This window comes from Leptothrix sp. (in: b-proteobacteria) (assembly GCF_965250675.1).
Lineage (GTDB): Bacteria > Pseudomonadota > Gammaproteobacteria > Burkholderiales > Burkholderiaceae_C > Sphaerotilus.
Genome location: NZ_CBDFPH010000006.1, coordinates 79,722 through 105,961 on the forward strand (window position 1 = coordinate 79,722; position 26,240 = coordinate 105,961).

27 protein-coding genes are annotated in these 26,240 nt (G+C 65.5%); 4 read left to right on the forward strand and 23 right to left on the reverse strand.

The window, feature by feature from the left end:
• The 21 genes from AC5IG3_RS07870 to AC5IG3_RS07970 form a co-directional block, all read right to left on the reverse strand.
• Positions 1-579, reverse strand: a complete 579-nt coding sequence (locus AC5IG3_RS07870) for a DUF1788 domain-containing protein (protein ID WP_491905742.1) — start codon at positions 577-579, stop codon at positions 1-3.
• Entirely contained in the window at positions 576-1,169 is a 594-nt protein-coding gene (locus tag AC5IG3_RS07875; RefSeq protein ID WP_491905743.1) for a DUF1819 family protein, read from the reverse strand. Before AC5IG3_RS07875 ends, AC5IG3_RS07870 begins: the two co-directional genes overlap by 4 nt.
• Before the next feature lie 450 nt (positions 1,170-1,619).
• Positions 1,620-2,174 (reverse strand): hypothetical protein, encoded by a 555-nt coding sequence (locus tag AC5IG3_RS07880; protein ID WP_491905744.1) that lies wholly within the window; start codon positions 2,172-2,174, stop codon positions 1,620-1,622.
• Positions 2,171-2,713: a hypothetical protein gene (locus tag AC5IG3_RS07885; protein ID WP_491905745.1), complete on the reverse strand. Its 543-nt coding sequence runs from the start codon at positions 2,711-2,713 to the stop codon at positions 2,171-2,173. Before AC5IG3_RS07885 ends, AC5IG3_RS07880 begins: the two co-directional genes overlap by 4 nt.
• A 4-nt stretch (positions 2,714-2,717) precedes the next feature.
• A complete protein-coding gene (locus AC5IG3_RS07890) occupies positions 2,718-3,437 on the reverse strand; it encodes a hypothetical protein (RefSeq protein WP_491905746.1) in 720 nt (239 codons plus the stop codon).
• Positions 3,434-5,878 (reverse strand): DUF3987 domain-containing protein, encoded by a 2,445-nt coding sequence (locus tag AC5IG3_RS07895; RefSeq protein WP_491905747.1) that lies wholly within the window; start codon positions 5,876-5,878, stop codon positions 3,434-3,436. The genes AC5IG3_RS07890 and AC5IG3_RS07895 overlap by 4 nt, the downstream gene beginning before the upstream one ends.
• Positions 5,875-6,129, reverse strand: a complete 255-nt coding sequence (locus tag AC5IG3_RS07900) for a hypothetical protein (protein WP_491905748.1) — start codon at positions 6,127-6,129, stop codon at positions 5,875-5,877. The genes AC5IG3_RS07895 and AC5IG3_RS07900 overlap by 4 nt, the downstream gene beginning before the upstream one ends.
• 12 nt (positions 6,130-6,141) lie before the next feature.
• The gene (locus AC5IG3_RS07905) at positions 6,142-6,378 is read right to left on the reverse strand and encodes a helix-turn-helix transcriptional regulator (protein ID WP_491905749.1); all 237 of its coding nucleotides are present in this window, start codon (positions 6,376-6,378) and stop codon (positions 6,142-6,144) included.
• Positions 6,379-6,811: 433 nt separating this feature from the next.
• Complete coding sequence (locus AC5IG3_RS07910) at positions 6,812-8,206, reverse strand: tyrosine-type recombinase/integrase (RefSeq protein ID WP_491905750.1); 1,395 nt, start codon at positions 8,204-8,206, stop codon at positions 6,812-6,814.
• A 356-nt stretch (positions 8,207-8,562) separates the two neighbouring features.
• Positions 8,563-8,748: a hypothetical protein gene (locus AC5IG3_RS07915; protein WP_491905751.1), complete on the reverse strand. Its 186-nt coding sequence runs from the start codon at positions 8,746-8,748 to the stop codon at positions 8,563-8,565.
• A 49-nt stretch (positions 8,749-8,797) separates the two neighbouring features.
• Positions 8,798-9,976, reverse strand: coding sequence for a Gfo/Idh/MocA family protein (locus tag AC5IG3_RS07920; protein WP_491905752.1), 1,179 nt, complete (start codon positions 9,974-9,976; stop codon positions 8,798-8,800).
• A 59-nt stretch (positions 9,977-10,035) separates the two neighbouring features.
• Complete coding sequence (locus AC5IG3_RS07925) at positions 10,036-10,524, reverse strand: heme-degrading domain-containing protein (protein ID WP_491905753.1); 489 nt, start codon at positions 10,522-10,524, stop codon at positions 10,036-10,038.
• A 46-nt stretch (positions 10,525-10,570) separates the two neighbouring features.
• Positions 10,571-11,359, reverse strand: coding sequence for a MurR/RpiR family transcriptional regulator (locus AC5IG3_RS07930; RefSeq protein ID WP_491905754.1), 789 nt, complete (start codon positions 11,357-11,359; stop codon positions 10,571-10,573).
• A 37-nt stretch (positions 11,360-11,396) separates the two neighbouring features.
• Entirely contained in the window at positions 11,397-12,356 is a 960-nt protein-coding gene (locus AC5IG3_RS07935) for a sugar phosphate isomerase/epimerase family protein (protein WP_491905755.1), read from the reverse strand.
• Between the two features lie 55 nt (positions 12,357-12,411).
• On the reverse strand, positions 12,412-13,170 hold the full coding sequence (locus AC5IG3_RS07940; protein ID WP_491905756.1) for a creatininase family protein: 759 nt from the start codon (positions 13,168-13,170) through the stop codon (positions 12,412-12,414).
• 8 nt (positions 13,171-13,178) lie between these two features.
• Entirely contained in the window at positions 13,179-14,153 is a 975-nt protein-coding gene (locus AC5IG3_RS07945; RefSeq protein WP_491905757.1) for an aldo/keto reductase, read from the reverse strand.
• 19 nt (positions 14,154-14,172) lie between these two features.
• A complete protein-coding gene (locus tag AC5IG3_RS07950; protein ID WP_491905758.1) occupies positions 14,173-15,180 on the reverse strand; it encodes a Gfo/Idh/MocA family protein in 1,008 nt (335 codons plus the stop codon).
• A gap of 44 nt (positions 15,181-15,224) precedes the next feature.
• Positions 15,225-16,235, reverse strand: coding sequence for a sterol desaturase family protein (locus tag AC5IG3_RS07955; protein ID WP_491905759.1), 1,011 nt, complete (start codon positions 16,233-16,235; stop codon positions 15,225-15,227).
• 124 nt (positions 16,236-16,359) lie between these two features.
• On the reverse strand, positions 16,360-17,196 hold the full coding sequence (locus AC5IG3_RS07960) for an ATP-binding cassette domain-containing protein (RefSeq protein ID WP_491905903.1): 837 nt from the start codon (positions 17,194-17,196) through the stop codon (positions 16,360-16,362).
• The gene (locus AC5IG3_RS07965; protein WP_491905760.1) at positions 17,196-18,188 is read right to left on the reverse strand and encodes an ABC transporter permease; all 993 of its coding nucleotides are present in this window, start codon (positions 18,186-18,188) and stop codon (positions 17,196-17,198) included. Before AC5IG3_RS07965 ends, AC5IG3_RS07960 begins: the two co-directional genes overlap by 1 nt.
• A gap of 101 nt (positions 18,189-18,289) precedes the next feature.
• Positions 18,290-19,252, reverse strand: coding sequence for a substrate-binding domain-containing protein (locus AC5IG3_RS07970; protein ID WP_491905761.1), 963 nt, complete (start codon positions 19,250-19,252; stop codon positions 18,290-18,292).
• A gap of 380 nt (positions 19,253-19,632) precedes the next feature.
• On the opposite strand from AC5IG3_RS07970, the gene AC5IG3_RS07975 reads away from it, so the two are divergent.
• Positions 19,633-20,676 (forward strand): LacI family DNA-binding transcriptional regulator, encoded by a 1,044-nt coding sequence (locus AC5IG3_RS07975; RefSeq protein ID WP_491905762.1) that lies wholly within the window; start codon positions 19,633-19,635, stop codon positions 20,674-20,676.
• 353 nt (positions 20,677-21,029) lie between these two features.
• Here AC5IG3_RS07975 and AC5IG3_RS07980 read toward each other — a convergent pair whose 3' ends face one another.
• Together AC5IG3_RS07980 and AC5IG3_RS07985 are read right to left on the reverse strand one after the other, a co-directional pair.
• A complete protein-coding gene (locus AC5IG3_RS07980; RefSeq protein WP_491905763.1) occupies positions 21,030-21,959 on the reverse strand; it encodes a ribokinase in 930 nt (309 codons plus the stop codon).
• Between the two features lie 32 nt (positions 21,960-21,991).
• Entirely contained in the window at positions 21,992-22,849 is an 858-nt protein-coding gene (locus AC5IG3_RS07985) for a class II glutamine amidotransferase (RefSeq protein ID WP_491905764.1), read from the reverse strand.
• A 247-nt stretch (positions 22,850-23,096) separates the two neighbouring features.
• Here AC5IG3_RS07985 and AC5IG3_RS07990 point away from each other — a divergent pair, with 247 nt between their 5' ends.
• From AC5IG3_RS07990 to AC5IG3_RS08000, 3 genes are read left to right on the forward strand one after another with little or no spacing between them, the layout of a single operon-like run.
• Positions 23,097-24,119 (forward strand): amino acid ABC transporter substrate-binding protein, encoded by a 1,023-nt coding sequence (locus AC5IG3_RS07990; RefSeq protein WP_491905765.1) that lies wholly within the window; start codon positions 23,097-23,099, stop codon positions 24,117-24,119.
• On the forward strand, positions 24,119-25,156 hold the full coding sequence (locus AC5IG3_RS07995) for an amino acid ABC transporter permease (RefSeq protein WP_491905766.1): 1,038 nt from the start codon (positions 24,119-24,121) through the stop codon (positions 25,154-25,156). Before AC5IG3_RS07990 ends, AC5IG3_RS07995 begins: the two co-directional genes overlap by 1 nt.
• Entirely contained in the window at positions 25,156-26,229 is a 1,074-nt protein-coding gene (locus AC5IG3_RS08000) for an amino acid ABC transporter permease (RefSeq protein WP_491905767.1), read from the forward strand. Before AC5IG3_RS07995 ends, AC5IG3_RS08000 begins: the two co-directional genes overlap by 1 nt.
• The last annotated feature ends 11 nt before the right edge of the window (positions 26,230-26,240 follow it).

A 26,240-nucleotide genomic window follows, 5' to 3' on the forward strand; every position in this document is an offset into this window, starting at 1 on the left:
TTATTCGACGAGTCGGAAGGCGCGGTAGTAGTGATCGTCGGCCAGCTGGTTGAACAGGCTAAGCGAGTAGCCGTCGTAGCGGCCGGGGTAGAACATCAGCAAGGGGGTGTTGTTCATGACAGGGTGCAGGGCCGACAGCAGCGTGTGCGTGCGCAGCATCGGGTAGGCGGCACCCACGCCCGTGAGCATGAGCAGGTCCAGCTGACCGAGGTCGATCTGGTCGACGATGCGCTGGGCGAGCTTGTCTTCCTTGAGCACCGAGCGCAGCGGCGCGGCCACCGCGTCATTGCCCTTGTCGGCCTGCATCTGCAGCACCTTGTCGAGCAGCCCACGCTCCGTGAGCAAGCCGATCACCAGCTCGAACAGGTTGACGTTGGCGACACGGATCGGTGGCGTGCGTTTTTGGAGCGCCGGCAGCAGTACATCAGCAATGAAGGCGCGCATCTCCAATTCACGCTCGGGCGGGTAGTCGAATAGCCAGAAGCCGATCTCGTTGCCGATGCCCTTGCTCTGCAGGAAATCGTCCGAGGTGATCCGGGGCAGGATGCGGTTGAGCCGCTCTTCAAAACTCAGGCTCATGAACGCAGTTCCAAGGTGTTGATCAAATGGGTGTCTCCCAGAGTCTTGAGCAGGCGCAGCACGTCGGGGTGAAGGTGAGGCACGAGCAGCTTGCGGGTTCTGGCGGACTCCAGATAACGCGCCTCGATGAGCATGCGCACGATGACCTGCCAGAGCTTGGTGCGTGTCGAGGCGGTCCAGGCCTGAACACCAGGGTCACGCGCAGCGCAGTCGGCCAGGAAAGGCTCCCATGCGCGCGGTGTCAGGGCGGTATCGAGCCTGCGATGGTGTGCCGCGACCACGTCGTGCAGAAAGTCGGCCAACAGCGCACTGTGGCGCACGGCTGCAGCCAGCAATGTCTGCACCGCCGCTTCTTGCGAGCCGGTGGCAACCAACTGCAGCGCGGCAGGCGGCATCAGTTCAAGCCGATCTCGAATGAGCCGGGCCTGGCGCATCGCCGTGGCCGGTGTGTTTTTCTGCAGCAGGTTCTCGACGCGGATGGCGTGCAGCCAGACCTCGCGCGAAGGCGATCCCAGCAACAGAGCTGCAATACGTCTGCTCTCCGGCAGCATCAAGGGGCCACCGGTCAGGGTGGCGCTGTAGCGGCTCATCTCATCTCCGCTTGAGGGGGTGGGGTGGCTGGTTGCTGTCGGCTGCGCAGTCATCTCCCTGCGATACCAGCCCCATATCGGGGCTGGATCTTAGCCAGAAGCGTGAGCTCTACTTCGTCGCCAGACTGCAGGTTCCGCCAATGCGGAAGTATTGACGGAACACAAGATTCGCTCAGTGCAACAAATCGTGGATTTGGAAAATCCGCAATACACCCGTCACTTCCCGGTCAAAACTGCGACCCCTTCGAGCAAGGCTCTGATTTCAGCCGCGAGCCGACGCAGTTCAGCACGTGAGCACGGGCGCTTCGCGTTCTGGGCCACCCTCTGCTTGCCCGCTGCGCTCTTCGGCCCGGTTGAGCACCTCCAAGGCTGATGGTGACGGATCCGTTCAGCCTGGGCACGACGCTGCTCGGGTGTCCATTGACGTGCTGCCATGGGTTGATTGCGCTTTCAGTTTGATCGGCGGGTTTGCCGTTGTTTTTCTCGCGGGCGCGGGAGCGCATCGTCGCTGACGTGATCGACCGCTGCTGGCAGCGGCGGGTTGTTGTTGACCTGCAGGGCCGCTGAAGTCATGTTTGCCTGTTTCGCGATCACCGTCATTCGGGGCACCCGCAGTTCAGCAGCCGCCACGAGAGCCTGGCGGGCACCGGCAGCGGCCTTGAGGGCCAGCGCCGTCATGGCCTGAGCGCTGGTGGGCTGGCTTTGCTTTCGAGCGCGGTTGGCCAGGTCGACAAACATCGCCGTCAGCGCCGCGCTCTGGGCCAGGAGCAACTCTTCAATCGGGCTCATGTCGCCAGCGCCGACTGCGGCAGCCTGCTCTTTTACCGCAGCGGCAAGCGCGACTTCATCGGGTCCGCTGCTGGCGGGCAGGTAGGTTCGAACGACCGTGCTGCTGATCAGCCCGCCGGTGAGGGCTCGCGCGCTGACCATCTCGGCCGAGGCCGTTGCAGGCACGACGGCGGTGGCCTTATCCACGTCTGCAGGGGGTGTGAGCTTGTTGTTCATGAGCGCCGCTCCACCGGTCCGTAATGCAGGGACAGGCCAATGTCACCCAGCTTGTCGAGGATGGCGAGCACGTCCTCCTGGCTCACGCGCAGCATTCGAGCGACATCGGAGACGCGGGTCAACCCCGATCCATGTTTCGTTTGGTGGGACGGTGCTGGCAGGCGGACGCCGCATGACACCAGCACCTGATGCTTGCGGTCGGGGTCCGCCCTGGCGATGGCGGCCATGAAAGCCAACCTCGCATGAGGATCATCCTCACCGTAGAGGTCCATCAGGCGCCTGACCTTGGCGAACATCTTCTGGCTGCGCCGGCGCTCGGATTTGTCCATGGAGTGAACAAATTTCAGCAACGACTGCAGCGACTCGAGCTCGGCGGGCGCGAGCGCGGTGCCGGGCGGCAGCGCTGCCAGTACGGCTGCTTCGTAGGCCGCCACCTTCGCACCGGTTGGGAGCGCTGCCAGATTCGCGGCAGCGACATCACAGTCGAGGGGGAAAACGCTGAGCTCTTCGCAGAGCGCTTCGATCAAGAGAGAGTTCATAGCATCAGGTCCTCGAATTAGAGTGAAAGCTCGGGCAGCGGTGCAGCGTGACCTTGACCGGCTCCAGATCACGGTCAGCGCCGGGCAGCCGACCCGACCGGGCGGCGTTGCATTGGCCTGCCGGGTTCAGGTGCCGACACTCGATGCAAAAGCGCCGGTCATCGCCTTGGCGGTCGCGCAGGATCAGCCGGTCGGTGATGCGTTCGGCCACATCAACATCGAAGCCGTGGCGATCGGCTTGCTGCATGTAGCTACCCGCCCTGGCGATCTCGGCATCGTTCCAGCCGATCACCTGGCGCAACTCGTCCGGGGTCAGTCTGGGCAGGTCGTCAGCCGGGAGTGGTCGAGTCGGGCGCTGCTGGTGCGCCGGGCAGGTGGCGCCGTGGTTGCCCAGCATGTCGATGAAGTTGACGGTGAAGCGCCCCGGCGTACATAGGCCCGCCGCTTCAGGCTCGCCGCAAGTGCGAGCCTTGGTAACGTGGGAGCAGGTGGCGCATGAGGTTGATGGCGCTGGACTCGTCGCTGCTGGCGCCGCCGTGGCCGGGTCATTGGCCGGCAGGGTCTGCCTGTCCTGCACCGTGACGGCAGGCGCTGCGGCCCGCTCGAAAATCTCAGAAGTGCCCGGCAGGCCCCCTACAGAAACGACAGAAACGGTTTTCGTCGTTTTCGTAGGGTCGGCGTCCGGGCCTTTCTGGCGTTTCAGTCGCTCAAGCCACTTGCTCATGGTGCGCCCACCTTGCCCAGCAGCGCCGGGCTGATGAGGTAGCGGTCGCTCGGCCTGCCGCGTCCGCGCTCGTCAGTCGACTTGACCGATTCCCGCCTCAGCCAGTCGAAGTCCACCAGCAGGTCGGCCGCCTTGCGCACGGCCTCGGGGCTGGCGAGTCCAGTCCATCCCTTACGTGCGATCTCGCTGGGCTTGAACGACTGCTGGATCACGCCGTCGCCGTCGGCCAGCTTGCCCGTCTTGAGCTTGTTCAGCAGCGTCTGCGCCGCGCCGGTTTCCGGGGTGGTGGCTGCCGAGTACAGACGTTCGGCATGGCTGCGCAGGTAGTCGCCCCAGGCCAACGCCCGGATCAGTTCGGCCTCATGGATCACGCCGTCGGCCTCGGGGGTGTCCACCAGGGCGAAGATCAGCGCCAGCGCCGGGATCAGCTTGGCGTACTTGCTCAGGTGCGACTCAAGCGCCGGGTGCAGCTCGCCGCGCTTGAGTTCGGCCCGGCTCGGGGCGTACCACTCGATGAACAGCTCTTGCGCCGCAGGCGAAAAGCGCCACACCACAGGCTCGTCGTCGTTGGCAGGCTGCAGGGCGGCCAGCCGTTCGAACACCGCCCATGCGGTCTGTTTGGCCGGCGTGTCGGGCCACTGGTCGACGTACCGGAAGTCGCCGCTGATGTCGGGCCACACGGTCAGCCCGAAGCGTTGCATCAGGCCATCGTCGCCCGCACCGCCCGCCACGGCACCGCGCACGTACTCTTGGACGCGACCCGGCTGAATGCCCCCCAGCATGGCGATGCACACGCGGGGCAGGTAAGTCTCGCCCCGGATGATGCGGTCGAACTGGTGGCCCTTGTCGCCGTCATAGCCAGTCAGGTAGAAGGCCCGCGATCCTTCCTGGCCGGGCTTATCCAGGCTGGTCAGCAGTCCATACAGCTCGTCGCGGAAGGCCAGTGTGCCCCACTCGTTGTCGGCCAGAATGACGCCCAGAGCCTCCACGGTGGTGTCGTTGACGATGAAGCGCCGCTGGGTAGGTGCATCGCTGGAGTCGTCCGTGTCGAGCAGCGCTCGGGCCTTGTCGGGGTCGGTGTCGGCCAGCTTGCGGGCTTGCTTTTCGCGCTGTTCGCTGACCAGCTCAGCCACCTTGGCGTCGAGTTTCCAGTCCTTCACCGCTTGCTGCCACTGCTCACGCTCTGCGGTCTGCAGGCGTGACAGCGGGCGGAGCGCCTCGCCGATGGCTGGCGACTTCATGACGCCGGGCCTTCCGACGGCCAGCCCCCACAGGTTCGGTACCACTTGCCAGTCGTCGCGGGCCTTCGGTGCCACCACAGCCCGAGCACCGATCAGGCTCGAGAGCGCCGCCACGGCAGCCACTGCCGAGAAGTCCGGGGGGCATTGCATCCGGTGGCTGATGTCCATGATCCAGGCGCGCAAGGCGTAGGGCATCAAGTCGGGGTCGAAGGGTTGCACAGGTGGCAGGGCGTCGGGCAGCGGCATCGGGTCGGGCCACCTGTCATCGGTCTGTGCTGCCGCCTGCTGGCCGACGGCCACAGCCGCGCCGATGCCCTGGCGCACCGCCTCCAAGCCCGCGATCTGGTGCAGGTCGTTGAAGTCGGTCGCCTTGTCGGGCCTGCCGGCAGGGAACACCGGCAGCGCCAGCAGCGCACCGATGGCCTGAGCTGCCGACGTCGCCTTGGTGCGGCCTGGGTTGCCCTCGGTCTGGTGGTCATCGTCACCGGCCAGGATGATCTTTGCGGTGGGCAGCTTCGCCCGCAGCGCCACGGCCACGGCCTGCAGGTTGCCGGCGTTGAAGGCGATGGCGACAGCGTGGCCGGTGGCTTCATGGATGCTGGCGCCGGTCGCGAAGCCCTCGCACACCACCAGGGTGTCGATGGGCTTACCGATGGCGTAATAGCAACCCGAGACCTTGCCGCCAGGGTGAAATAGCTTGGTTCCGTCGGCGCTGATGGTCTGCAGGCTCTGCAGCGTACCGGTTGAGTCCCGAAGCGGGACCAACAGCCGACCGCCGAATGACTTCAGCCCGTAGGCCTTCACCCCCTTGCTGCCGAGATACGGGTGGTCGCCTGCCGGGTCGGCCTGCTGCCACAGTGCCGCGACGGACTCTCTGGCCTGCTGCTGGCGCTGCAGGGTGTCGGCCTCGCGCTGCGCCTGCATGGCCTTGACGCGCTGCTGGTGGGCGTCTTTTTCTGCCTGGGTCATCTTGTCGGGTGACTTGCTGCACCAGGTCGAGTGCAGGCCCGTGCTCCAGCAGCCGATTGAACCAGCGGCCACGCCGTCTTCGTGCAGCACGTACCAGCCTGCGTCGTCACCGCGCTTGCCGGTGGGGCTGAAGCGGTGCAGCTTGCCATCGGCCACGATGTCGTCGGGGGGCGTCAGGCCCGCTGCCGCGATGGCGTCGCGGAAGGCGTCGAGGGTGTGGGTGGCGATCACAGCAGCACCTCCACCAGTTCCTGCATGCTGATGATGAACACCGCCATGCAGAGTGCGCCCATGCTGGCGTCCCACAGCACGCGCAGCGCCGGCTCCAGCGCCGTGATGACGCGGTGCGCGAGGTGCCGCTGCGCCTTAAAGTCGGTCTCGTTCGTACGTTGATTCAAGCCCTCGGTGCCGCCAGCGCCGGGGGTTTCGTTTTTGGTGGGCAGGCTGCCGCCCGACCCGGTGAACAGGTCGTTGATTTGCATGGTGGCCTCCGGTCAGGCCGACGCTGCAGCGGCGTTGATGCGAGCGTGAATCCAGGCGTCAACGGCCAAACTGTCCCAAGCCACCACGCGCCCATAGAGCGGGATGCTTGCGGGGAAGTCGCCGGTCTTGATGGCTGCGTAGATCGAGGATCGCGCCATGCCCGTGCGGGCTTTCACTGACTCAATGCGCAGCAGGTAGCGGATGGTCTGGTCTGGCTGGATTCGTGTTCGAGGCTGTTGTTCGGACATGGTGATGCTTTCTCAGTGGTGATCAGGAAAGCTCAAAACTGGCGAACAAAACCACATCAAAATTAAGGTTATTTCTCCTGTAGCACATTTAAGTCGCTACATTGGGAACCGAGGGCTTCCAACTCTCTCGTGATTAACTTCAAGATTACGTAGTTCAGTTCACCGAAAAAACCCATCGTTGGTAGCGTTGGGTTCTTTTCGTTTTGGGCAACTAGTTGTTGCGTTCAGAGGTGTTCTCCAAGCGCTATAGGACTGTAGCGTTCTCCATCGCAGAGTTGAATAGTTCGGCGTCGCGGTTGACTTTCAACGCTGCACGCAGCGTCGCCCCACCGTCCATGGTCTGGCACAATAAGTGCCATTGAGTTCAATCTAGCTTGAATTCATAGCTTCGATTCGGTAGGGCTATGAAAATTTAATCGTTGATAAATATTTATCATGACGATTTGATCATCATGACATTCGATTCGCCCGCCTCCCCGGTTTGCAGTTCCTCCAGGCGTTTGCCCAGCGCATCGAAGGCCCGCATCTGGTCGGCCTCGCGCCGGTCTTGGATGTAGACCCGGGCCATCTTGTCGGACTGGACATGGTTCAGACATTCGTTGATCGTGTCGCTGGGAAAACCCATGCGAGCCATGACGGTGGCGGCCGTACGACGCAGATCATGGGCGGTCCATCGGCCGCCCGGCAGCATCAGCGATGTCACTGCCTTGGTGCGGTTGCTCATACGTTCTTCGGGCGTTCGCTGTCGATCCGCCAACTGCTTGCCGAACGACTTGACGCACACGGGCCGGCTGTTGTCGGTGGCTGGGAATACCCAAGGCGACAACTCGCCCGTGGTCGAGTCGGTCAGCACCTCACGGTATGAGCGCAGCACCTCCAACTGAGCCAGCGCGAAGGCCGACAGATGGATGGTGTGGTCGCGCTGGTTCTTGGTGTCGGGCAAGTACCAAGTGTGGTCGCGAGTGTCGATCACTCCGTACTTGATGCCCTGTGTGTCAGCAGTGGCCCGCAGTGCGGCCTCACGCGCCCTGTAGGCCGGCTCTGAAGTGTTCGGGAGCGCATCAACCCACACCGCGCCCATCAGTTCGCCCGCACGCACACCCGTGGCAAGCGTCAGCCAGATGGCCGTCGCGTTGCGGGGATGCATCCGGGCCGATGCGATGGCCTGCACCAAGAGACTGATTTCCTCATCGCTCAGGGCCCGATCCCGCGCCACATCGGCGCCACCTACTTTGGACTTCTTGACGGTTGCCAGTGGGTTGCCCGGGATCAACTCGCGCTCCAAAGCAAAGTCGAACATCTGCTTGAGTTCAGCCAAAAGCACGTTCGCTGTTCTCATCTTGTCGGCTGACTTCTGGGCATCCAGCAGCGCCATCAGATCCGCCTTGCGTACATCCTCTAAGGCCACGGCGCCGATGACTGGAAACACATACCGGGCGAACTGCTCGAAGACATACTGCCCACCGTCTACTCGACCTGAGCGCTTGCCATCGGCTCGGGTGCGAGGCTGAAGATCAGTGGCACGCCAGTCATCGAACAGGTGACGTACTGTCAAGCGCCGGGCCTGGGCCAGTTCTGCGGCCTGAGTGGCTTCTATGTGCTCGCGATGCTGGCGCACCTGCTCTGCTTGCTCAAACTCGGCTTTGAGCTTATCGGCGGCTTTGCGTTCGATGGGATCAACACCCGCCCGCAACTCCGCTTCCAGCCGGTCGCGCTCATCACGCAGCGCCTTGAGTGACATCCCATCCTTATCGCGCCAAGTGCCAATGCGAATTTCTCGCACCTTGCCGTCGATGCGATAGCGCCATGTTGCATGCACGCTCACCATGCCGTCTCGACCTACGCGGACGGCTCCTGTCATCGAATGCCCGAACCGGATCGTTCGCCCGTCGTCATTGACTCCCAGAGCCTTGAGCTCCAGAGTCGTGACCGGCTTCGCACCTTCAGCTTGAGTTTTTGCCCCCACATTTGCCCCCACACTTGATGTGGCACTTAGTGTACTGGGCTGGACTGCTCTGGACAATGAATTGCTTCAAGCTATTGATTTTTAATGATTATTTTCTTGGCGTTGGTATTCTGTGGACTTAGGAAAACATATCTTTTGTTGCCTACGAACCAAGGGGTAGTGGGTTCGAATCCTGCCAGCCGCACCATATAAATCAACGGGTTAGCTCTCACAAAGAGCTAACCCGTTTGGCTTTGTGGGTCTCGAAGTCGTTCTGGTCCGAGGTAGTCGCCGATGACGCGGCAGTCGGCCAGGGCGATGGTCGCGTGCAGGTGCGACAGGCCCGGCCCGAGCGTGCCGGCCAGCGTCAGGATCTCGGTGTCACCGACCCACTCGCTGGCCTGTGAGGGGACCCGGCGAGCCACAGTTGTGCGAAAACAGACCTTCGGGCCTGCCGCAAGACGCATCCAGCCTTCATGCTGAACGCAGCACACCTGGAAAGTCCACCGGCATCGGCTCCGGCCGGGCACAGGTGCTGGCGACGTCGACGAAGCGCCCCTGCGCCGCCGAGGCCAGCAGGCCTTCCATCAGCTCCAGGCAGTGGTAGGCCATCTGGCCGCTCGCGCGCTCGGGACGCTGGTCGCGGATGGCGTAAGCCATGTCGACCAGGCCGATGCCACGGCTGTTGACGCGGTGGCTGGTCTCGTTGAAACGGTGTGCGATCGGCACCGATACCCAGCCAGGCAGTTCTGCCGGACGTGGCATGTCAGCCCAGCGGTACTCTGCGGCCGTGCGCAGCAGCACCTCGCCGCCGAACAGGTTGGGGCCCGACAGCGGGTCGATATCGCGCAGGCACAGCGTGCCCTTGGTGCCGTAGATCTCCAGCCGCGGCAGCTCGGAGTCCCAGACGTCAAAGCTGGCGATGAAGGCGCCGATGGCGCCGCTGGCGAACTCGATGTTGCCGCTGACATGCGTGTCCATCGTCACGTCGATCACCTCGCCGCGCCGTGGCTGGCTGCCAATCGTACGGGTCGGGAAAGTGCGCCGTGCCATGCCGCAGCAGCGCCTGGCCGGACCCAGCAGCGACAGTAGCGCCACCATGTAGTACGGCCCGATGTCCAGCAGCGGTCCGCCGCCGGGCTGGTAGAAAAAATCCGGATTCGGGTGAAACGACTCGTGGCCATGGCTGACGACGAAGGCGCTGGCGCCGACGATATCGCCAATCGTGCCGTCGTCGATGAGGCGCCTGCAGGTCTGTAGCCGGCCACCGAGGATGGTGTCGGGCGCGCAGCCGACGTACAGGCCTCGCTCACGCGCCAGTGCCAGGATTTGTGCGCCTTCGGCCACCGTTGCAGCCAGCGGCTTCTCGGTGTAGACGTGCTTGCCGGCCCTCAGCGCGGCCAGGTTGATTTCTGCGTGCGCGGCCGGTACGGCAAGGTTCAGCACGATCTGTACTTCAGGGTCCGCGATCAGCCCGGCCGCATCGGCATAGGCCTTCGGAATGCCGTGCTGGGCGGCCTTGCTCTGCGCTTTCTCCAGGCTGCGGCCGGCGCAGGCCACCACCTCGACGATGTCGCCGTACTGCCTCAGGTTGGCGATGTAGACGTCGCTGATGTCGCCGATACCGATGACACCGATCTTGTACGTGTTCATGGAGATTCCTTATGCGGGGCGTGGCATGTCGATGGGGGAGGTGCCGTACTTCGCACCGCTCAGCCAGGCAGCGCCAGGCCGGACATGTCCAGTCGTGCGGCCAGAACGGAAACGATCAGCTCATGATCCTCTTGCGACGGTAGCCCGGACACGGCGATGCAGCCGACGATACCCGTGCCCTGCACGCGGACCGGGAAGCCACCGCCGTGCGCGGCGTACTCCTCAGTTTTCAGCACGGCATCTGGCCAGGTCGAGCGACCTTGCTCCTGCAGCATCAGGCCGACTCGCATCGACGACGCATGGCAGCGCAGCACCAGGTTGCCCTTGCGGCGTGCCCAGTCCTCGTTGTCGGGCGTCGAGCCGGGCAGTGCCGTGAAATACATACGGCGCGACGCAGTGCGTACGTCGATCGCCACCGGCGCGTTACGGGCCAGCGCGGCGGCCCGCAAGGCAGAGCCGATCTCAAAGGCGGTCGTCTCGTCGAAGCCAGGCAGCACGAGCGCCAACTCCTGCTGTTCGATCGCGAGGATGAGTTCGTTGGGGGTCAAGAGGTGTTCCCTTTCGGCCAAGTGCCGTGGTGTGTAGTCAAGCGGCTCAATGCAGCGCCGTCTCGATCATGTCGGCGATCGACAGCGCCTTCTGCAGGCGCCGGCCCAGCGTGCTGCCGAACACTGGCAGCGTCAGTTGGTGGTGGTGCACGTTCGAGCCGCGCAGCCGGTCGGTGCCCAACAGGTGGATCTGGTGGCCGACGAAGCCTGCCAGGCAGCGTGTCTCGATCGACGGGTCGGCCTGCAGACCGGGTCGTTCCAGATCCAGATGGATGCAGGTGACTGACGCATCAGCCCGATGCGCGCGCAACTGCAACTGGTCGGCCAACAGCACGCACTTGCCCACTCGCTGCAGCGCGTCACCCAGGTGCATGGCCGCCATGCGGTCGAGCTCGCCGTGGAAGGTCAGGGACAGCTTGGGTTGTTCGCGAATCCAGGCCAGCGCCATGGGGAAGGCACCGTCCTGGATCAGGGTCTGAAGCTCTGACAGCTGGTAGACGTCCTCGTCCAGGCGGCTCAACAGTCTTGAACGTGAGCCTGCCAGGCCGTCCTTACCCAAGGCGAACGGCGTCGCGCCTGGATCCAGGAAGGCCTGCTTCAGGTCGTGAAAGCCCTTGTGGCCGAACAGGCGCGCAAAGCGCACCACGCTGGACGGTACGGTGCCGCAGTGCTCAGCCACGTCGTCGATCGATCTCTCGTGCAGCCACGCGTGGGTGCGCACGCAGTAGCCGCCGATGGACCGCATGGTCGGGCTGAGCCTGGGCAGCCGGGCCTGGATCTGCCCGATCAATTCCTGGCCTACGGGCGCGGCGGTCGGCGCGGTGCAGGTGTCCATGATCGATCACCGTTGGCGGGTCGCCGCGCCCGGATTCTCAGATCGCCTGCGGCTTGAAGTCGGCTGGTCGCGACGGCATGACGCTCTGCAGCAGCGCGACCGACTTCTCCAGCCCTTCCAGCGAGTTGAGCAGCACGTCCTCGTGCTCAATGCTCAGCCAGCCTCCGTAGCCCACCATCAGCAGGCGGTAGCAGAACTGCCGCCACCAAGTCTCGCCGTGGCCATGGCCCAAGGTGATGTAGGACCAGGCGCGGGCGGGGATGTCGGTCAGGCTGCCGTTTTCCAGCAGGCTGGTGACCGCCTGCACGGGCGCGTTCAGCATCGTGTCTTTGGCGTGCACGTGGTACAGCGCTGAACCCAGCGCGTCGATGGCGGCCAGCGGGTCGGCGCCCATCCAGAACAGGTGGGACGGGTCCAGGTTCGCACCCACCACCGGGCCGACCGCTGCGCGCAGCTTCAGCAGGCTGGGCACGTTGTAGACGCACTGGTTGCCGTGCAGTTCCAGCGCGATGCGCTCGACGCCGCAGGACTTGGCCAGCGTGACGACCTCGTCCCAGTAGGGCAGCAGCACCTCGTTCCACTGGTACTTCAGGATGGTCTGGGTCTCGGGCGGCCAGGAGGCCACCACCCAGTTCGGCAGGCTGTCGCCGGGCCCGCCGGCCGGCAGGCCGGACATGGTGCAGACGGTCTTGATGCCCATCTCGCCGGCGACGCGGATCGTGTCCTTCAGGCAATCGCTTTGCTTGCGGTCGGTCGGATGCAGCGGGTTGCCGTTGGCGTTGAGGCTGATGACCTCCAGGCCGCGGTCGCTGAACTTCTTCGCAAACGCTGCGCGCGCCGCCGGGCTGGCCTTCATCTCGGCCAGGTCGAAGTGCGGTGCGGTGGACCAGCCACCGGTGTTGACCTCGATGCCTTGCACGCCCAGGCGGGCGGCGTGGTCAAGCAGGGTGTCCAGCGGCAGGCCGCCGAGGCTGTCGGATACAAAGCCGAGTTTCATGGTGAGGTCTCCAGGGGTTCGATGGGTGGAACGGTGTGATGGGCGCGGAGCCGGGTCAGCCACCAGCCGTGGCCTCGGCCAGCGCGGCGCGCACGCGGGCGTTGAACCAGCCGGTCATGGCGGCTTGCAGCGGGCCGCATTGCGCCGCGTCGAAAGGCCGTGGGTCGGCGCCGAAGATGCTCCACAGCGGATGCGCCGGGTCGAGGCGCTGGCGGCCGTAGGGGCTGCGGCCGGCGTCCACGTCCTGCGACGGGTCGAGCGGCGCCAGCGCGGCGATGTCCACCGTCTGCGGCCAGAACGACGCCAGCAGCGTGGTCTCGAACAGCCCCGCATGGTCGGGCTTCATCGGGATGGCCTCGCCCATGTTCATGGCCAGGGCCAGCACCTGCATGCCAGATTCGCCGGCATTGCCAGCATTCCACTCGGCGGCCAGCTGCTGGATCATGGCGATCTGCTCGTCGGCAAAGTGGCCGCTCAGCAGCACCAGCAACTGGGCGCCGCTGGCGGCGAAGCGCCGGAAGCTCAGCCGCAGCAGACCTTCGATCTCGGCGGCGCCGGGCATCATCACCGTGAAAGGCATGTCGCCGTGGTCGCCGCCGGTGCCGTAGTACAGCGGTGGGCAGACTAGGCCGCCGACCTGCTCGGCGGCCTTGCGGCACAGGCCTTGGGCGGTCAGCGCGTCCAGGCCGATGGGCAGGTGTTCCTGGTGGTACTCCAGCGTGCCCAGCGGCTGGTAGACCACCGGGCAGGCGGCCAGCGCGGCACGGATCTGGCTGGGTCGCAGCAGCTCGATCTGCACCGTGGCGTCGTTCATCACCGCGTTCATTGGTAGTAGTCCCGCACCCACAGGTGCTCGGCCAGTTGCGCCTTCAGCTCGGCCGGGAAGGGCTGGCCGTCCGAATAGGCGACGTTCATGTCCACCTCGGCCGGGTTCTTCATGCCGGGGATGAGCGTGGAGACCTGCGGCTCGCTCAGCGCGTAGCGCATGGCTGCCTCGGCCAGCGTGGCGTAGTAAGGCGCGCACAGCGCCTTGAGCTTCTCCACCCGCGCATAGGTGGCCATGAAGCGCTCACCGCGGTACAGCCAATGGGGAATGGAGCCCGGCGCCCAGCTGGCATAGGTGTCGGACGTCCAGGCGCCGGTCAGCGCGCCGGAGTCCAGCGGCACGCGGGCGATGTAGGCCTGGCCCGTGTCCGCGCCGGCCGGGAACAGGCGCTGGGCCGGCGTCTGCTCAAAGGCGTTGAAGATCACCTGCTGCGAGGCGACCAGGCCCAGCCGGGCCAGGTCCACGCCCTCGTCGGCGCGGTAGTCGCGAATGGAGACGCCGATCTGGTCGATCTTGCCCTGCTGTCGCAGGTCGTTGAGCGTTTCCAGCCAGTCGAGTTCGACCGTGCCGCGCGGCACCCAGCAGTGCAGCTGGAACAGGTCCAGGCGCTCGACGCCCAGGCGTTGGAGCGAGCCGTCGACCTGCTCGCGCAGGTAGGCGTCCGGGTAGCGCTGGCGCATCGACGGGTTCTCGTCGGTCTTGTCCGGCCAGGGCACCGGCTGGGCCTTGGTGGCGACGTAGACCTTGGCGCCGCGCCACGCCTTGAGCGAACGGCCGATCACCGCCTCGCTGTGGCCCTTGCCGTAGAGCTCGGCGGTGTCGACGAAATTGATGCCGCGCTCATAGGCGTGCAGCAGGGTGCGGATGGACGCGTCGTCGTCCACCGCGCCCCAGTCGCCGCCGATCTGCCAGCCGCCGAAGGCGATCTCGCTGACCTGCCAGCCTGTGCGGCCAAAGGGTCGGTACTGCATGGGGATTCCTTTCTACTGCTCAGCGATAGAGCGCTGGCTTGTCGATCAAGTCGATGGCCTGGCGCGAGCCGCTGGCCAGCGCCTGCACGCCGGTTTCGGCGACGCGGGTGGCGCAGTAGGCGTCCCAGGCGTTGGAGGCGATCGGCGACGGCACGCCGCTGACGATGCTGCGCAGCCAGGCCAGGTTCTGCAGCCGGTAGGCCTCGGCAAAACGCGGCCGCCAGTCGGGCGCGTAGGCCTCGCTGGCGCGCAGCTGGGCATGCACCTCCACATGCACCGGCGCGCGCAGGAAGACGCTGCCGGACTCGCCCACCAGCTCGCCACGCACGTCGTAGCCATAGCCGGCGTTGTTGTTGACCTCGATGGTCACCAGACGGCCACCGCGCGACTCCAGCACCATCACCACCGGCGCGCCGGTGCGGCTGGCGTCCACGGCCTTGGGCTGGAACACCGAGATCGCGGTCATCTCGTCGTCCAGCAGGAAGCGCGCAGCATCGAACTCGTGTGGCGCCGAGTTGGAGATCGCCATCTGGCCGGTGAAGTTGGCCGGCGCGGTGACGTTGCGGTGGAAGCAGTGCAGCATCACCGCACGGCCGATATCGCCACGCGCCAGTGCGGCCTTCATCTCGGTGTAGGCGGGGTCAAAGCGGCGCATGAAGCCGATCTGCACGCGCTGCCGGCCCAGGCTTTCCTCCAGCGCCATGACCTGCAGGCATTCGGCGGAAGACGGCGACAGCGGCTTCTCGCACAGCACCTGCTTGCCAGCCCTGAGCGCGGCCAGGGTCAGCGGCGCGTGGGTCTCGTCGGGGCTGGCGATGACGACGGCGTCGACCAGGTCGCTGGTCGCAGCCTCAACCGCGTCGGTCATCACGTGCGGCACGCTGAACTGGCGGGCGACCTGTTCGGCACGATCCTTCGAGACGTCGCAGATGACGGCGAGTTCAGCGCCAGGTAGTTCCTCGGCGAACAGGCGGGCATGGTCCATGCCCATGACACCGGTGCCGATCAGGGCGATGCGGATGCTCATGTGGTTGTCTTTCAAAAAGGGAGGAAGGTGGGTGTCCGGCGGGGTCAGCCGGCCTTGTTGGCATTCATCTTCTCGACCTTGCGCTGGTAGCGCTCGCCCATCAGGCGGTCGCCTTCGGCCGTGCCGTCATGGAAGCTGCCGAACCACTGGTCCCAAGGCAGCGAGCCGTTGTCGCAGTAGTTCACCTCGAAGTGCTTGTGGTGCAGGTAGTGCGAGTAGCAGGAGCTGTCGACGGCGGTGTGCTCGCCCAGCTCGATCTTCTCGAAGCCGATGTGGCCGATCAGCGCGCTGAAGGCGACGAAGTTCAGGTGGTGCATGGCCAGGAAGGGCGTGGCCGGCAGCAGCAGGTAGAGGAAGGCCGGGGCGAACTGCAGCGCACTTTCCAGCGGGTGGTTGGACATGGCGGTCCACGGTGACACGTTGATCGAGTTGTGGTGGATCTTGTGGCACCAGTCGTAGAACGGCTTCCAGTGCATGCCCCGGTGGACGAAGAAGAAATAGCCTTCGTGGAACACCGCCGTCAAGACGACGATGGCAGCGATGTAGACAGGGTGCGCCGAGGCGTCGATCCAGTTCGCATGGCCGTTGGCGAAGGTCCAGAAAATCAGCACCTCGAAGGCCACACAGATGGGCACCGTGACGAACATCGAGCGCAGGAAGTTGTCCAGGTTCTGGTTCTTGAACCAGAAGTATTCGGAGGGCTGGTCGGCCGGGAACTTGCCGTTGTACTTGAAGCGGTTGGCCTGCTTGCGCTGCACGAACAGCCGCCACTCGAAGACCCCTGTCCATAGGAACAGCGCGACCCACTTGGCCACGAACAGCCGGGCGATCCAGCCGAGCTGCAGCGTCTTCATGGTCTCGAAGTCGGGCACCACGACGAACCACCAGAACACGCTGATGCCGATGATGAGGGCATTCCACGGCCACAGCAGGCCTTTGAGCCAGCCCAACCAGCTGACTTTGTGGGCGCTGTTGGCGAAGGGCGGCAGGGCGATGGCCTGCTTGGGCCGGAAGTCGCCCCGCTTGTTGCGGGTGCCGTAGTCGAGGTCGTTCATGGTGCTGCTCTGCGTAGGCCCTTCCCGGGCGTGGAGATGAGTTGGCCCGCACGGCGCGGCCGGAGCCGCACCGCGTCAGGTGCTCGCGGTATGGATGGACAGCGCCGCAGCCGGCGCGCCGGTATCAGCGGGCTTCTACCGCGGGCGGATGGCCGTCGTGAACCTGCATGTGGCTTTCGATCTCGGCCTCCAGTTCGGCCATCGCCTCGCCACCGGCCATCAGGTCGGTGATCTGCTCGCGGGTCTTCTCGCCGCGGCGGAAGTCGGCCGCCTTGGCGCCGTGGATCAGCACCGCAAAGTGGTCGCCGACTGTCATTGCGTGCGTCACGTTGTGGGTGATGAAGATGACGGCCAGGCCGCGCTTCTTGGCCTCGAGCACCACCCGCAGCACATGGGTGGCTTCCTTGACGCCCAGGGCCGCGGTCGGTTCGTCCAGGATCAGCACGCGGGCGCCGAAGTGCAGCGCGCGGGCAATCGCCAGCGACTGGCGCTCGCCGCCGGAGAGGCCGCCAATCAACCGGTCGCCGTCGTCGATGCGCGTGATGCCGAACTGCCGCACCGCCTCCACCGCGATGGCGTTGGCCTTCTTCCTGTCGAAGACCTTGAACGGGCCGATGTACTTGTACGGCTCCATGCCGACGAAGAAGGAGCGGCCGATCGTCATCAGCGGGAAGGTGCCGCCGAACTGGTGCACGGTGGCGATGCCACGGTCCACCGCGTCGCGCGGGACGTCGAAGACCACGTTCTGGCCGTCCATCAGGATCTCGCCCGAGGTCGGCTGGTGCACGCCCGAGAGCGTCTTGATCAAGGTGGACTTACCGGCGCCGTTGTCGCCCAGCAGGCACAGGACTTCTCCGGCATGGACCTTCAGTGAGATGTCGTGCAGGACGTCGACCGGACCGAAGGACTTGTTGACGTTGCGCAGTTCAAAGATGGGCGCTTTTGGGGTGGCGGTCATGATCACTTCCCGTCCTTCTTGGGGCGGTAGCTCAGGGCTGCGCGCCGAAAGGTGTTGTTGAGCATCACGGCAGCAAGCAGCATCACGCCGATGATGAGGCTGGAGAGGTTGCGGTCGAAGTCGGTGAAATAGATGCCCTGATTGACGATGGCGAAGGTGATCGTGCCGAAGAAGATCCCCAGCACCGAGCCAAAGCCCCCCGTCAGCAGCACGCCACCGATCACCGCCGAGATGATCGAGTTGAAGATGAAGGACATGCCCGACGACACTTGCGCCGAGTTGTACAAGAGCGTCTGGCACATGCCGACGAAGCCTGCACTCATGGACGACAGCACGAACAGGCCAACGGTCAGCTTGTCCGTCGGAATGCCGGCATTGCGTGCGCTGACTCGGTCACCGCCCAGCGCGAACACCCAGTTGCCCCACGGTGACAGGTGCAGCAGGTAGTAGCACAGCGCTGCGAAGCCCAGCCACCACAAGATGGTGACCTGGAACACATCGCCGAGCACGAAATCACCCAGCGCCGCCTTGGCCCAGGTCGGCGCCTGCAGCGCGACTGCGGTGTTGCCCGTGAGCAGCAGCGAGCCGAACAGGGTCAGGCCGAGGGTGCCGAACAGCGTGCCCATGGTGACGATCAAAGAAGGCACATTGGTCCTGATCACCAGGTAGCCATTGAGCAGTCCGACCAACAAGGACATCACCATCGTGATGGCCATGCCGGCGACGATGGGCAGCTCGAAGTAGCCAGAGGTCACGCCGATCGTCATCGAAGCGGCCGGCACCATCGCGCCAATCGAGATATCGAGCTCGCCGGCAATCATCAGGAAGCCGATGGGGATGGCGATGATGCCCAGGCTTGCCGCCACATTCAGCCAACTGGCGATGCCACCCAGCGACAGGAAGTTGACGCCACCGAAGGCGGCGAAGAAGACGGTGACGAACACCATCCCCAAGATGGCGCCCGCTTCGGGCCGCCGGAAGAGATTGGCAAACATGAGGAAGTCCTTGTGCAGCACCTGCCTGGCGTGCCACGGCAACCCAGTGCCGTGGCGGCGAGGCCGAGAAGCGAGCCGACTCATCGGCCCGCGACTTCAGCTCAGCGAGCGCCCTTCTTGATGCCCGCCAGCACCGTCTCGATGTTGGCGGCGTCGACGATGTTCGGGCCGGTCAGCACCGGATCGGTGGCGATGTCCGTGCCGAAGTCGATGTGGGCAGCCAGCATCGACGTCGCCAGGAAGCCCTGCAGGTAGGGCTGCTGGTCGATCGCCATCGTGAGCTCACCGCTCTTGATGCGGTTGGCCACGGCGGGGCTCAGATCGAAGGTGCCGAGCTTGACCTTCTTGCCCGCCTGCTTGGCTGCGGTGGCTGCGGCATCGGAAGCCCAAGCCGCCAGATTGATGACGGCATCGATGCTGCCGTCCTTGATCATCTCGGCCTTGATGGCTTCGGCCGTGGCCGCTTGGTTGCCGTCCAGGTTGGCCGGCACACGCAGGATGGTGACCTTGGCACCCTTCTTCTGTGCACCTTCAGCCACGCCCTTGCAGCGGGTCTCCAGGTTCACCGCACCGGGCAGCTGGATGTGGCAAAGCACATGCTTGGCGCCGTTCTTGGCCATGTAGTCACCGGCCGCCACGCCCGCGACGAACTCGTCGGAGCCGAAGTAGTTCAGGCCGCTGACGGCGTTCTTTTGGTCGGCGCCCGAGTTGTACATCATGATCTTGATGCCCTTCTTGGCGGCGGCCTGCAGAGCCGGCACCTGGGACTCGGCCACCCAGACGGGAATGGCGATGCCCTGCACGCCCTGGCTGACTGCGGTGTTGATCAGTTGAGCCAGGTCGGGACCGAAGTTGTCGTAGTTCTTCGTCCGCATGTAGTTGACCTTGCCCCCGTTGGCCTTGACCACCAGGGTGGCGTCGTCCACACCCTTCTTGATCAGGTTGAAGAAGCCGTCCTGCTCCGAGCCGGCGATCACGGCGATGTTGGCGGCCATGGCGGCACCGCTGGCGAGCGTTGCGGCGGTGATGGCGGCTGCGATGGCGATCTTCTTGAAGGTCTTCATGTCTGTCTCCTCGTTTCTGGGATGGCAATCACCCGGGGGCCAGGCGATCGTTTCGCACTGCGTTTTCATTTCGCTTTGTGCGTGGAATAACTTTACTGAATCACGGGGATTCTGTTGAGTGGCGTTGTCAATTACCTATCAAAAACTATCTTGCAATAAATGTCATATGGCATTTTCATGTCAAGCTATGAAGTGATCACCGCTACGCCTGAATAGCAGGAGAGAAATAAGAATTTTCCCTAGGAAGGGTTCTCCCGAATGAGGCGATGAGGCTTCCAGAAACCCACAACTCGTCGCTGAAAATGATCTTGTCCAAGCCGTATAAGCTGTGTCATCATTGACATTTATTGACAATCAATAAATCAAAATCTGACATAAAAATGGCAGGAAAAAAAGCGGTACGTGCCACGATGGAAGACGTCGCCCGGGCGTCAGGGCACAGCGTCTCCACGGTCGACCGGGTGCTCAATGGGCGGGCCAGCGTTCGCTCGAGCACGGCCGAACACATTCGCGATGCAGCCGAGTCGCTGGGCTATTTCGCCGCCGGCGTGATCCGCGAGCGTCTGCGCGATGTGCGCCAGCCGCGCACGCTGGGCTTTTTGCTGCAGCGCCCGGATGCCGTGTTCTACAAGGGCCTGACCGACGAACTGCAGCGTGCCACGGCCGCGTCGACCGACCTCCGCGGCAAGGCGGTGGTCGATTACCTGCACAGCCAGTCGCCCGACCATGCGGCCGAGAGCATCGTGCGCCTGGGCAGCCAGGTCGACGCGCTGGCCGTGGTGGTGGCCGACCACCCGCTGGTGACCGAGGCGATCGACCAGCTCAAGGTGCGTGGCGTGCCGGTTTTCGCGCTGATCTCGGACCTGAGTGCCTCGCAACGCGCCGGCTATGCGGGCATGGACAACCGCAAGCTGGGGCGCACCGCCGCCTGGCTGATCACCGAGCTGGCACGTGAGCCCGGCCAGGTCGTGATGTACGTCGGCAGCCCGCGCTTCCAGTGCCAGGAGATGAGCGAGATCTCGTTTCGCAGCTACATGCGCGAGCACGCGCCCGAGTTCGAGCTGCTCGAAACCATCACGACGCTGGAGAGCGAGGAGTTCGGCGAGGAACACACCTACGACCTGCTCCAGAAGCACCCTGACCTGTGCGGCTTCTACATGGGCGGCAGCGGCATCGAAGGCATGCTGCGCGCGCTGCGGGCTCACCGGCCCCGGCGCCGGCTGATCGGCGTCGGCAATGAACTGACCAGCATCACGCGCTCGGGCATGCTTTCCGGTCATTTCCATGCGGTGCTGTCCCACCCGCTGCCGGCGCTGTGCGGCGGCCTGGTTGCACAGATGGCCGACGTGCTGGCCTATCCCGACGACCACAAGCTGCGGCAGACCATCGTGCCAATGGAAATCGCGCTGCCGCAGACGGTTTGACATCCCAATTGACTGACGATCCCCCACCCTGAAAGCCAATGGGAGCGCCCGTGTGCGTGCAGCTGAAGACCTATCTATTCAGGTTGCTGGAAGATTCCCGCATCACGCCAGGACGCGAGTTCTTTGTTGTGCCAGAAGCGGTGTTGTGTGCGGTGATGACGGTGTCCAGACCAAGTTTTAAGGCGAACCCTCTGCGTCCACATGCTGCGGTCGCCCTCGGCAAGGCGGATGCACCGTTCCTGATGGTTCAATCGAGTGAGGTTGGCTTTCTTCCGCATGCACAGGAACGGATCCGCTGGCCGTTGCTTCGGTTGCTTGCATGGCGCAGAGCCTGGGCTTGGTCGTCGCCATGCTCAGTTCAGCTCAATCCGGCCTTCTTTCAGAAAAGCATCCAGATCCTCTCGCGTCGGCATGCCTGCGATAGCCCCGGCGCTGGTCACGGACAGCGCCGCAGCGGCGTTGGCCTGCCGGACGCCGTCCGGCAGCGATTGACCCCGTGCCAGCGCCGCCGCCAGCGCGCCGGTGAAGGTGTCGCCCGCGCCGATGGTGTCTGCCACGTCGACGGCGTGGCCGGTGCACACGAAGGGCGCGTGGCCGGGCCGGAAGAGGAGGGCGCCTGCCGCGCCCACCGTGACGGCCACCGCCCCGGCGCCTTGTGCCAGCACCACCTGGGCGGCGGCCTCCAGCGGCGCATCGGGCGCGAGTCCGGCCAGGGCCCGCAGTTCGCCTTCGTTGGGCGTCACGCAGGTGCACAAGGCCAGCAGGCCGGGCGGCAGGGTCATGAATGGCGCCGGGTTCAGGATCGTGATGGCGCCGGCCTGGCGCGCCCGCTCGAAGGCCGCCTGCGTGGCCGCCAGCGGCACTTCGCATGACGCCATGACCACTGACGCGGCGGTGATCAGCGCATCGGCCCGCGCTACCTCATCGGCGCCGAGTCCCGCGCCCGCACCGGGTGCCACGACGATGCTGTTGTCGCCATCCTCGTAGACCCAGATCTGGGCGATGCCGCTGGGCTCGCCGGGCGCGATGGCCACGCAGTGGGCGTCGATGCCTTCGTCGCGCCAGAGCGCCAGCGCACGGCGGCCGAAGTCGTCATCCCCGATGCGCGCAACCACCGCCACCTGGGTGCCTTGCCGGGCGCACGCGACCGCTGCGTTGCTGCCTTTGCCGCCGGGTTGAACGATGAAGCCCGCGCCCAGCGCGGTTTCGCCCCGGCCTGGCGGGCGCGGGACGTGAACGACCAGGTCAGCGTTCCAGCTGGCGATGCAGACGACTTCAGGCATGGGTTTTCCGTCAAGTTTTGCTTTGTGCCGGCTCAGCGTGCCGCGAGGCTGGCAGGCCAGTGCTGCCGGCTGAATCCAGTGTCGGGCCGCGCCATTGTCGGCGCCGGCACGCGGTGGTGCTGCCACACCGATGCCCCGTCGACAAACACCTGCAACTCGCCGGCGGCAAAAGGCGTCCAGACTTCGTTGCGGGTGAGGGGCTCGGTGGCGATCAGCACCATGCGGTCGCTGCGGCCGTTGGCCACGCTCAGGTCCAGGCTCAGGTCGTGATCCACCAGGTGGGCGGTGGCGAAGGGGTAGGCGCGCTGGGTCCAGCACAGCTGCGTGGAGGCGTGGGCGTAGAGCGCCTCGCCGTCGCAGAGCAGGAAGTTGAAGCGGCCGTGCCGGGCGATCCGGTCGGCCAGTTCGGCCACCTCCGGCGCGAGCTGCTGCCAGTGCGGTGGCTGACGCAGGCCGAAGCGGCTGCGCAACTCCTGCAGCATCCAGCAGAAGGCGCGTTCGCTGTCGGTGCTGCCCACCGGCAGGTCGCTGCCGTGCAGGTCGGGATGAAAGTCCTGCAGGTCGCCGTTGTGGCAGAACGACCAGTGCCGGCCGCCCCATTCGCGCACGAAGGGGTGGCAATTGGAGAGCTGCACCTGCCCCTGCGTGGCGCGGCGCACATGGGCCAGCACCTGGCGGGCGCGGATCGGCTGGCGGCGCAGGAATTCGGCCAAGGGTGAATCGCAGGCCCGGGCCGGGTCGACGAAGACGCGGCAGCCGCTGTCATCGTGGAAGGCCAGGCCGAAGCCGTCGGCATGCTCGCCGGTCTGGCCGCCGCGCGCCGAGAAGCCGGTGAAGGCGAAGTTCACGGCGGTGGGCACATTGGCGCTGAGCGCAAACAACTGACACATGTTGGAGTCAACGTCCGGAAGGCGAGAGGGGTTGTCCGTATCCTGCCCATGCAGGCTTCATGCCTTCTTCATATAAACCGTATGAAAACTGCCCTGATGTGGCTTTGTGCGCAGCCCCGCCGGCTGGCGTGGTGGATGCACCGAATTTGCTTATGCGCGGTTGTGCGCGGACGGTCGGGCGGCTGGTCTCGTTTTGCTCTTACGATCGCGCCAGAAATCCGATTCGACTCACCCTGAGGACTCTCGCATGAACCGCATTCAAACCTCCGTGCTGGCCGCTGCGCTGGCGCTCGCCGCTGTCCCGGCGCTGGCCGGCAAGACGCTCGACACCATCCGGCAGCGTGACCAGATCGCCGTGGGCGTGAGCACCGGCGTGGCCGGCTTCTCGGCCGCCGACAGCCAGGGCAAGTGGGCCGGGCTGGATGTGGACGTGGCCCGGGCGATTGCCGCCGCCGTGCTGAGCGACGCCGACAAGGTGCGCTGGGTGCCGCTGAGCTCGGCCCAGCGCTTCACCGCGCTGCAGTCGGGCGAAGTGGACGTGCTGTCGCGCAACACCACCTTCACGTTGACGCGCGATGCGTCGCTGGGCCTGGTGCAGACCGCCGTGGTGTTCTACGACGGCCAGGGCTTCATGGTGCCGGCCAGGAGCAAGATCAAGAGCGCCAAGCAGTTGAAGGGCGCCACGGTCTGCGTGCAGTCCGGCACCACGACCGAGAAGAACCTGACCGATTTCTCGCGCGCCAACAAGCTCAACATCAAGCCGGTGGTGTTCGAGAAGTTCGAGGCCGCCAACGCCGCCTACTTCGCCGGCCGCTGCCAGGCCTACACCACCGACACCTCGGGCCTCGCCTCGGTGCGCGCCAAGGAAGCCAAGGACGCCAAAGAGCACGTCATCCTGCCCGAGCTGATCAGCAAGGAGCCGCTCGGCCCGCTGGTGCGCCGTGGCGACGACGAGTGGTTCACCATCGTCAAGTGGGTGGTCTACGGCCTGCTGGAAGCCGAAGAGAACGGCATTACCCAGGCCAACGTCGACCAGCTCAAGGCCGACAGCACCGACCCGGTGGTGCAGCGCCTGCTCGGCAAGGGCGACGACATCGGCAAGCTGCTGGGCCTCGACCGTGACTGGCTGGCACGCGCCATCAAGGCGGGCGGCAACTACGGCGAGATCTACGAGCGCAACGTCGGCGAGAAAACCCCTGTCGGTCTGGTGCGCGGCAAGAACGCGCTGTGGACCAACGGCGGCCTGCATTACGCCTGGCCGGTGCGCTGATGGCGCCAGGCGCATCGGCGGGCCGGCGCCGGCCCGCAGCGCCGCGTGGCAGCGCCTGGTCGTGGTCCAACCCGACCACCCGGGCGCGGGTCTGGCAGGCGCTGGCGCTGGGTGTGCTGGTCGGGTTGCTGGTGGTGCTGGTGCACAACCTGCGCACCAACATGGCCGCACGCGGCATCCAGAGCGGCTGGGGCTTTCTGGCGGATACGGCCGGCTTTGACATCGGCGAGTCGCTGATCGCCTTCGAGTCGATCGATCCGTACTGGAAGGCCTTCGTGGTCGGCGTGCTCAACACGCTGCGCGTGGCGGTGATCGGCATTGTGTTGGTCACGCTCGCGGGCGTGGCGCTGGGCGTGGGCCGCTCGGCGCGCAACACGCTGGTGCGCGGGCTGTGCCAGGTCTATGTCGAGCTGTTCCGCAACGTGCCGGTGCTGGTGCAACTGCTGATCTGGTACGTGCTGCTGGTGGAGTTTCTGCCCGACCCGGCCGAGCCGCTGCACCTTGGCGCCTCCGTGCTGCTCAGCAAGGCCGGCCTGGTGCTGCCCTGGCTGGCGCACACGGCTGAAGCCGGCTGGCACCTGAGCCTGCCGGTGCAGGGCGACTTCTCGCCCGAAGGTGGTGTGACGCTGACGCCCGAATTCCTGGCGCTGCTGCTGGGCCTGAGCTGCTACACCGCCGCCTTCGTGGCCGAGATCGTGCGCGGCGGTATCGCCGCCGTGCCGCGCGGCCAGGTCGAGGCGGCGCAGAGCATCGGCCTGAGCCGGCGCCAGACGATGCGTCTGGTGGTGCTGCCGCAGGCGCTGCGCGTGATCGTGCCGCCGCTGACCAATCAATACCTGAACCTGACCAAGAACTCCTCGCTGGCGGTGGCCATCGGCTACCCGGACGTGGTGTCGATCGCCAACACCACGCTCAACCAGACCGGTCGCGCGGTCGAATGCATCGCACTCATCATGGCGGTCTACCTGACCACCTCGCTCACCACCGCCGCGCTGATGCACCTCTACAACCGCCGCGTGGCGATCCGGGAGCGTTGATGCGTGCCGCACCCCGACGCCACCCCAGCGCCTGGACCTGGGCACGCCGCCACCTGTTCGATGGCGTGCCCAGCAGCGCCGCCACGCTGGCGCTGCTGGCCGGCCTGATCTGGGCCGCGCCGCTGCTGTGGCAATGGGCGGTGGCGCACGCCGTCTGGGCGGCCGATGCCGACGCCTGCCAGGCCGCGCGTGGCACGGGCGCCTGCTGGGGCGTGGTGACCGAGAAGCACCGCCTGATCCTGCTCGGCCGCTATCCGTTCGAGGCGCAATGGCGCCCGATCGCCGCCACCGTGCTGATGGCCGCCATGCTGGTGCTGAGCTGCATTCGCCGGGCCTGGCGCGCCTGGCTGCTGCCGGCCTGGGGCGCGGTGCTGCTGGCGTTCTTCGTGCTGATGGGCGGCGGCCTGGGCCTGGCACCCGTGCCGACCGAGCTGTGGGGTGGCCTGCCGCTGACGCTGATGCTGTCCACGCTCGCCATCGTGCTGGCGTTTCCGCTGGCGGTGGCGCTGGCGCTGGGCCGGCGCTCGCAGCTGCCGCTGATCCGCGCGTTGTGCGGGCTGTACGTGGAGCTGATCCGGGGCGTGCCGCTGATCTCGGTGCTGTTCATGGCCAGCTTCATGTTCCCGCTGCTGCTGCCCAGCGGCACCTCGCCCGACGTGCTGCTGCGCGTGCTGGTCGGCATCACGCTGTTCGCCGCCGCCTACCTGGCCGAGATCGTGCGCGGCGGCCTGCAATCGCTGCCCGCCGGCCAGCAGGAAGCCGCTGCCGCCATCGGCCTGACGTGGTGGCAGGCCCAGCGCCGCGTGCTGCTGCCGCAGGCGCTGGCGGCGGTGGTGCCGGCGCTGATGAACAGCTTCATCTCGATCTTCAAGGACACCTCACTGATCACCATCGTCAGCCTCTACGAGCTGACCGGCTCGCTCGGACTCGCCCTCAACGGCGATCCGCTCTGGCGGCCTTACCTGATCGAAGGCTACCTCTTCATCACCGCGATCTACTTCGCCGTCTGCTTTGCGATGTCGCGCTACAGCCTGTGGATCGAGGCGCAACTCCACCGCAGCCATGCGCGCTGAAGTGCCGCTGA

What these genes read in the sequence shown, in the direction of transcription:
- AC5IG3_RS07870 (WP_491905742.1), bottom strand. Translation starts at nt 579, where the DNA reads ATGAGCCTGAGTTTTGAAGAGCGGCTCAACCGCATCCTGCCCCGGATC.
- AC5IG3_RS07875 (WP_491905743.1), bottom strand. Translation starts at nt 1,169, where the DNA reads ATGAGCCGCTACAGCGCCACCCTGACCGGTGGCCCCTTGATGCTGCCG.
- AC5IG3_RS07880 (WP_491905744.1), bottom strand. Translation starts at nt 2,174, where the DNA reads ATGAACAACAAGCTCACACCCCCTGCAGACGTGGATAAGGCCACCGCC.
- AC5IG3_RS07885 (WP_491905745.1), bottom strand. Translation starts at nt 2,713, where the DNA reads ATGAACTCTCTCTTGATCGAAGCGCTCTGCGAAGAGCTCAGCGTTTTC.
- AC5IG3_RS07890 (WP_491905746.1), bottom strand. Translation starts at nt 3,437, where the DNA reads ATGAGCAAGTGGCTTGAGCGACTGAAACGCCAGAAAGGCCCGGACGCC.
- AC5IG3_RS07900 (WP_491905748.1), bottom strand. Translation starts at nt 6,129, where the DNA reads ATGCAAATCAACGACCTGTTCACCGGGTCGGGCGGCAGCCTGCCCACC.
- AC5IG3_RS07905 (WP_491905749.1), bottom strand. Translation starts at nt 6,378, where the DNA reads ATGTCCGAACAACAGCCTCGAACACGAATCCAGCCAGACCAGACCATC.
- AC5IG3_RS07910 (WP_491905750.1), bottom strand. Translation starts at nt 8,206, where the DNA reads ATGGTGAGCGTGCATGCAACATGGCGCTATCGCATCGACGGCAAGGTG.
- AC5IG3_RS07920 (WP_491905752.1), bottom strand. Translation starts at nt 9,976, where the DNA reads ATGAACACGTACAAGATCGGTGTCATCGGTATCGGCGACATCAGCGAC.
- AC5IG3_RS07930 (WP_491905754.1), bottom strand. Translation starts at nt 11,359, where the DNA reads ATGGACACCTGCACCGCGCCGACCGCCGCGCCCGTAGGCCAGGAATTG.
- AC5IG3_RS07935 (WP_491905755.1), bottom strand. Translation starts at nt 12,356, where the DNA reads ATGAAACTCGGCTTTGTATCCGACAGCCTCGGCGGCCTGCCGCTGGAC.
- AC5IG3_RS07940 (WP_491905756.1), bottom strand. Translation starts at nt 13,170, where the DNA reads ATGAACGACGCCACGGTGCAGATCGAGCTGCTGCGACCCAGCCAGATC.
- AC5IG3_RS07945 (WP_491905757.1), bottom strand. Translation starts at nt 14,153, where the DNA reads ATGCAGTACCGACCCTTTGGCCGCACAGGCTGGCAGGTCAGCGAGATC.
- AC5IG3_RS07950 (WP_491905758.1), bottom strand. Translation starts at nt 15,180, where the DNA reads ATGAGCATCCGCATCGCCCTGATCGGCACCGGTGTCATGGGCATGGAC.
- AC5IG3_RS07955 (WP_491905759.1), bottom strand. Translation starts at nt 16,235, where the DNA reads ATGAACGACCTCGACTACGGCACCCGCAACAAGCGGGGCGACTTCCGG.
- AC5IG3_RS07965 (WP_491905760.1), bottom strand. Translation starts at nt 18,188, where the DNA reads ATGTTTGCCAATCTCTTCCGGCGGCCCGAAGCGGGCGCCATCTTGGGG.
- AC5IG3_RS07970 (WP_491905761.1), bottom strand. Translation starts at nt 19,252, where the DNA reads ATGAAGACCTTCAAGAAGATCGCCATCGCAGCCGCCATCACCGCCGCA.
- AC5IG3_RS07975 (WP_491905762.1), top strand. Translation starts at nt 19,633, where the DNA reads ATGGCAGGAAAAAAAGCGGTACGTGCCACGATGGAAGACGTCGCCCGG.
- AC5IG3_RS07980 (WP_491905763.1), bottom strand. Translation starts at nt 21,959, where the DNA reads ATGCCTGAAGTCGTCTGCATCGCCAGCTGGAACGCTGACCTGGTCGTT.
- AC5IG3_RS07985 (WP_491905764.1), bottom strand. Translation starts at nt 22,849, where the DNA reads ATGTGTCAGTTGTTTGCGCTCAGCGCCAATGTGCCCACCGCCGTGAAC.
- AC5IG3_RS07990 (WP_491905765.1), top strand. Translation starts at nt 23,097, where the DNA reads ATGAACCGCATTCAAACCTCCGTGCTGGCCGCTGCGCTGGCGCTCGCC.
- AC5IG3_RS07995 (WP_491905766.1), top strand. Translation starts at nt 24,119, where the DNA reads ATGGCGCCAGGCGCATCGGCGGGCCGGCGCCGGCCCGCAGCGCCGCGT.
- AC5IG3_RS08000 (WP_491905767.1), top strand. Translation starts at nt 25,156, where the DNA reads ATGCGTGCCGCACCCCGACGCCACCCCAGCGCCTGGACCTGGGCACGC.